This is a genomic window from Alteromonas sp. AO-Serp, from assembly GCF_017849675.1.
Taxonomy (GTDB): Bacteria; Pseudomonadota; Gammaproteobacteria; order Enterobacterales; family Alteromonadaceae; genus Alteromonas; species Alteromonas macleodii.
In genome coordinates this window covers 1-4,811 of record NZ_JAFLMX010000110.1, presented here as the reverse complement: position 1 = coordinate 4,811, position 4,811 = coordinate 1, and the positions used below count along the sequence as shown (strand labels likewise).

The 4,811-nt window shown below is 45.0% G+C and carries 4 protein-coding genes and 1 tRNA gene; 4 read left to right on the top strand and 1 reads right to left on the bottom strand.

All coding sequences use genetic code 11. The annotated features are described in order from the left end of the window. Positions 1-57: 57 nt before the first annotated feature. Entirely contained in the window at positions 58-963 is a 906-nt protein-coding gene (locus QVA83_RS08305) for a LysR family transcriptional regulator (protein WP_287498346.1), read from the bottom strand. A 194-nt stretch (positions 964-1,157) separates the two neighbouring features. Here QVA83_RS08305 and QVA83_RS08300 point away from each other — a divergent pair, with 194 nt between their 5' ends. The 4 genes from QVA83_RS08300 to QVA83_RS08285 all read left to right on the top strand — a co-directional run bounded on the left by QVA83_RS08300 (position 1,158) and on the right by QVA83_RS08285 (position 4,545). Continuing rightward, entirely contained in the window at positions 1,158-1,607 is a 450-nt protein-coding gene (locus QVA83_RS08300; protein WP_061095150.1) for a DoxX family protein, read from the top strand. Between the two features lie 176 nt (positions 1,608-1,783). Further along, positions 1,784-2,674, top strand: a complete 891-nt coding sequence (locus QVA83_RS08295) for a DODA-type extradiol aromatic ring-opening family dioxygenase (RefSeq protein WP_287498345.1) — start codon at positions 1,784-1,786, stop codon at positions 2,672-2,674. Between the two features lie 169 nt (positions 2,675-2,843). Next, positions 2,844-2,935: transfer RNA gene (locus tag QVA83_RS08290), tRNA-Ser, on the top strand. A gap of 143 nt (positions 2,936-3,078) precedes the next feature. Next, positions 3,079-4,545, top strand: a complete 1,467-nt coding sequence (locus QVA83_RS08285; protein WP_287498344.1) for a DUF3360 family protein — start codon at positions 3,079-3,081, stop codon at positions 4,543-4,545. Positions 4,546-4,811 lie beyond the last annotated feature (266 nt).

Below are 4,811 nucleotides of genomic sequence, written 5' to 3'. Positions count from 1 at the left end.
CTCATCCACTGAAGTTACGTTTTTACCACATAAATTAAGCGTTACGCGTACCGCGATTTACTTGTCCCAGTAGGGCGTACTTTCAAAATAGCTTGATAAAAAGTCAATGAAAACCCTTAGCTTATTAGAAATGAGCTTACGATGAGGATAGACCGCATACAAAGAGATAGCTTGCGGTACGAAATCGTCCAGTATGGAGACGAGTTCCCCGTTTTTGAGCGCTTCACCGGCAATGAAGGTAGGTTGAAGTACATAACCTTCACCCTGCTTTGCTACATTGGTAAGGACTTCTCCATTATTCGCGGTTAGCTTGGGCGTCACAGTCTGGGCATTTGCTTTAAGCGCCGCAATAAGCACTGATTTATCGTTATCATAGTTGACGTAGGAGTACTCAAGATAGTGTTCTGGTTTTAATTCGGCTGGATGTTCCGGTGTGCCATATTTTTCCAGGTAGGCTGGTGAAGCGCACAGGGCCAGCTTTATCGTTGTGATTTTCTTGGCCACCAGCGACGAGTTAGCTAGGTGACCTGCACGTATTGCTACATCAAAGCCTTCGTCTATCACATCAATCTTTCTATCGTTTAGCTGCAAGTTTATCGATACGTGAGGGTGTGCTTGTTGAAACGCACTGAGTGCACTCGCTAAATGTAATGTTGAGAAAGAGACAGGGGCACTTACGTGCAGAACTCCCTTTGCTTCTGTATTGAGCAACCCAAGCTGACTTTCCATATCGGTTACGCTTTCAAGAATATGATTTGCATGTTGCAAACACTGTTGACCAGCCTCGGTTAGGTGAATTTTTCTTGTAGTGCGATTGAATAAACGCGTATCAAGTTGCTTCTCTAATTCGGCAACATACTTGCTTACGAGTTGATTTGACGTGTCTAGCTTTTCTGCAGCTTTTGTAAAACTGCCTTCATTCGCAACTACGCAGAAGGTTTTCAGTAGCAATAATTTATCCATCGTTTAGTCATTCGTCTCAATAAACAACAAATTGTTGGTAATAATTCAATATTTAACCGCTTTATTCAATAGGTGTTGGTAACTATTCTATATGCATCAGGTTAGCGCTGTGCCAACTCAATGAAGTCAGGCGGAGCGTTCATCACTTTTTAGATATGACACTTTCAATTACGAGAGACTTTGAGGATTCAACAATGAACAAGCAATTTCTGAAAAACATTTTTACTTCTAACAGCAGTATTTCTAGTTTGGTTTTACGTGTGCCTGTGGGCATTATTCTTACCGCACACGGCGCACAAAAGCTTTTTGCTTGGTTTGGTGGTTATGGATTAGAAGGCACAGGTCAGTGGATGGAAAGCATTGGTTTAGCGCCAGGCTTTTTAATGGCATTGCTGGCCGGCAGCGCTGAGTTTTTTGGCGGGCTAGCGCTTATTATAGGTTTTCTAACACGCCCAGCCGCTTTAGTAAGTGCATTCACAATGGTGATTGCGATTTTTAGTGTACATGCAGCAAACGGTTTATTTATGACTAACAACGGTTACGAGTTTGCACTAACGTTACTTGCTGCAACAGGTGCGCTAGCTATTCAAGGTGGCGGTAAATTTTCAATCGACTCTCTTATTAGTCACAAGCTTAATAAATAGCGGTTGTGAGATTCGACGACTAACGAAACCGGCCCAAATGCGCCGGTTTCAATGGCTAAGGAGCCCTTATATCAATCCGCATTGATAATTGCCCACTCTGAAGACGCTGGCAAGTTTCCTAGCGAAGCGTGGGAATGCAGGAATGGTATTCTACACATCTAACAAGGTATGGTTTTATGCAACAGCGAACGCAAACTCGCCCGTCTGTGCGAATTAACACCGCTTATATTTCTCATGGTGGAGGGCCGCTTCCACTTCTTGAAATGCAGTCAGTAGGAGAGGCGAGGACGCCTGCCTATCACATTGAAATGATTGAAGCGCTCAAAACGTTATCAGCAGATTTACCCAAACCCGATGCAGTCTTAGTGATTAGTGCCCATTGGGAAGATACTGAAGTCTGTGTAACTACTCACCCAGAACCTTCCTTGATTTATGACTATTATGGCTTCCCTAAAGAGGCGTATTCCCTTGAGTATCCGGCCAAAGGAGAAGTAGCACTCGCAACTTTATTACTAAAGCGTTTAGCAGAACAAGGCATTGCTGTACGGGAGGATAGGGCACGTGGTTTCGATCATGGAATGTTCATTCCCCTAAGTATTATGTATCCCAGTGCCGATGTACCCTGTATTCAACTATCCATCACGTCTGACTTGGATTCTAAAAAGCATGTGCTATTGGGGGAAGCAATTAGAAAAGCTGTTGAACTCGGGGTAGAGCCTGTAAATAGTGAAGCAAAGAACGAAGTGAATATTTTAGTATTGGGCTCGGGGTCTTCTTTTCACAATATGCAGGGCTTTTTTGATAGCTCCGGTGAGGCAATGCGAAAAGCAACGCGCTTTAATAACTGGCTTCAGACAACTATGCAGACAAGTGCCTACAGCGAGAATGAACGCAAAGCTCGTCTTGTTGAATGGTACAGCGCGCCGGATGCGCGATACGCCCATCCTAGAGAAGAGCACCTTCTTCCACTCCATGTTTGCTATGGTGTTAATAACAGAGCAGCTGATAAAGCTCTGTCTTTAACGCTTCTAACCAAACCTGCAAGCATGTTTGTGTGGTGTGATTGACCAGTGCTTCACATTACCGCGTCAGTGCAATACCTGACTGAATAAAGCCTGCGTTAAACGAGAGCAATTAAATTTTGAACACTTTGATTATCAATTGGTCGTTTGAGTAAAAATGTTAAAATTAGTGCTTTACAGTCCCACATAAATCATTAAGATACGCAGCACTTCAGGAGAGTTGGCAGAGCCCGGTTTAATGCACCTGACTTGAAATCAGACGTGGGGTCAAACCCACCGGGGGTTCGAATCCCTCACTCTCCGCCATATTATGAAAACCCGCACATTGTTGCGGGTTTTTTTATGCCCGTCTTCCACGTTAGACTTTCGTATAAGACCACAGTCGCATTGTTACATTCCGTTCACATGTTTAGGCTTGCGCTTTTCTTCGCGCAATCTAAAGGTGTTATGTGTCACAAGAAAGTTCTTCTTATCAAAATCTTCACAAACCGAGCAGTAGTTTTAAATCAAGAGACGAATATTTAAATCACGAACTTCAAATACTTTCTCCAAAACGTTGGCGGTTGAACCTGCCTGGTAAAGACTACCGCGTTGAGTGGGAAGACTTCGTGCCAGGCATGGCGGCGACCATAGGAAAAATCGTTATGGTTGCCGCCGTAGTAGGTGCATTCGCAGCACCGCTAGGGCTATCTCCTGAGGTTGTTATTGAAAACGTGCGCTTTGAATTACTCATTGCAGCAGTCTTGTTCGTTGTTCTGATTTCCGGTTTCCTAAACCCGTCAGCTAATTTAGCAGGTACACACGGCCCCTTACTGCCCTTAGTACCTCTTATTGTTGCATCTGGCGGCCATCCCATGGCGCTCGGTCTGCTCATTGGACTATTTGGTTTTATTTTAGGAGTAACGAAGGGCGGCAGTGTGCTTGCTAGGCTAACCAGTAACGGTGTATGCGGTGGGCTGCTGTTGTACTTAGGGTTTATAGGCATTACAGGCCAGGTGAAGAAACTCTTTGCGTGGGCAGAAAGCTTCGATATGGCTTACTTAGCCTTCGTGGTGATCATTGCCACTATTTTAATGTATGCATGGCTAGAGCATATTCAAAAGCGCTGGCTAGCCATTCCGCTTGGTGCGGTGATGGCGGCGGTCATTGCGTTTTCCTTCGGTGCGCCATTTGAGTTCACAACGTCGCCGGGTATGCCTAACTTGAACCCTGCTTATTGGTGGGGGGAAGACACAGGTTGGAAACTAGGCCTGCCAGACTGGTCACATTTCATTGCTGTGCTGCCTTTTGCTGTGCTGGCTGTGTCTATGTGGTCGCCAGATTTCTTAGGTCATCAAGTCTTTCAAAAGCTTAGCTACCCTAAAAAAAGTGAACGAGCGCACATGAATATAGATGACACCATGATTGCTGCATCTAGTCGTCAGGCAGTGGGAAGCCTACTGGGAGGGGGGAATATCTCATCTTCGTGGGGTACCTACATTATTCCGGCTTCTATCGCGCGCAGACCCATACCCGGTGGTGCATTAGTTACTGGCTTTTTATGCGTTGTAGCGGCACTTTGGGGTTACCCCATGGATCTAGCAATTTGGCCGCCAGTGCTTTGCGTAGCGCTTATTGTTGGGGTCTTTCTGCCGCTAATGGAAGCCGGTATGCAAATGACGCGTGAAGGTAAAACGACGCAATCTGCCGCATTGGTAGTGATCTCCTCTGTATTAGTTAATCCAGTATTCGGATGGTCTTTTACCATGCTTTTGGATAATTTGGGGCTCGTTGGGTGCAAAGATAGAGCTGGAGAGCTCGGCAAAGCAGGGCGCTGGCTAATTCCAGGAATTACGTTTTTGGTGTTATGTACCGTTATGGCACTAATTGGTATGTTCCCGGGAGTGCCCGCGATTATGGAAACCTTCAGAATGTGATGAGGGCTTTAGGGTAAGGTTACTCCTTTAAAGTTTAAGTCACTGAAACCAGATAGTCTATTACGCGAACGGCGTCGGAGGTGTTTCTCCACGCCGTTTTTATTTAATTTATTATGCTGATATCACTCATCCACTGAAGTTACGTTTTTACCACATAAATTAAGCGTTACGCGTACCGCGATTTACTTGTCCCAGTAGGGCGTACTTTCAAAATAGCTTGATAAAAAGTCAATGAAAACCCTTAGCTTATTAGAAATGAGCTTACG

Excerpts from the sequence above, each read along its gene's own strand:
- QVA83_RS08300 (WP_061095150.1), top strand. The coding sequence starts at position 1,158 with ATGAACAAGCAATTTCTGAAAAACATTTTTACTTCTAACAGCAGTATT.
- QVA83_RS08305 (WP_287498346.1), bottom strand. The coding sequence starts at position 963 with ATGGATAAATTATTGCTACTGAAAACCTTCTGCGTAGTTGCGAATGAA.
- QVA83_RS08295 (WP_287498345.1), top strand. The coding sequence starts at position 1,784 with ATGCAACAGCGAACGCAAACTCGCCCGTCTGTGCGAATTAACACCGCT.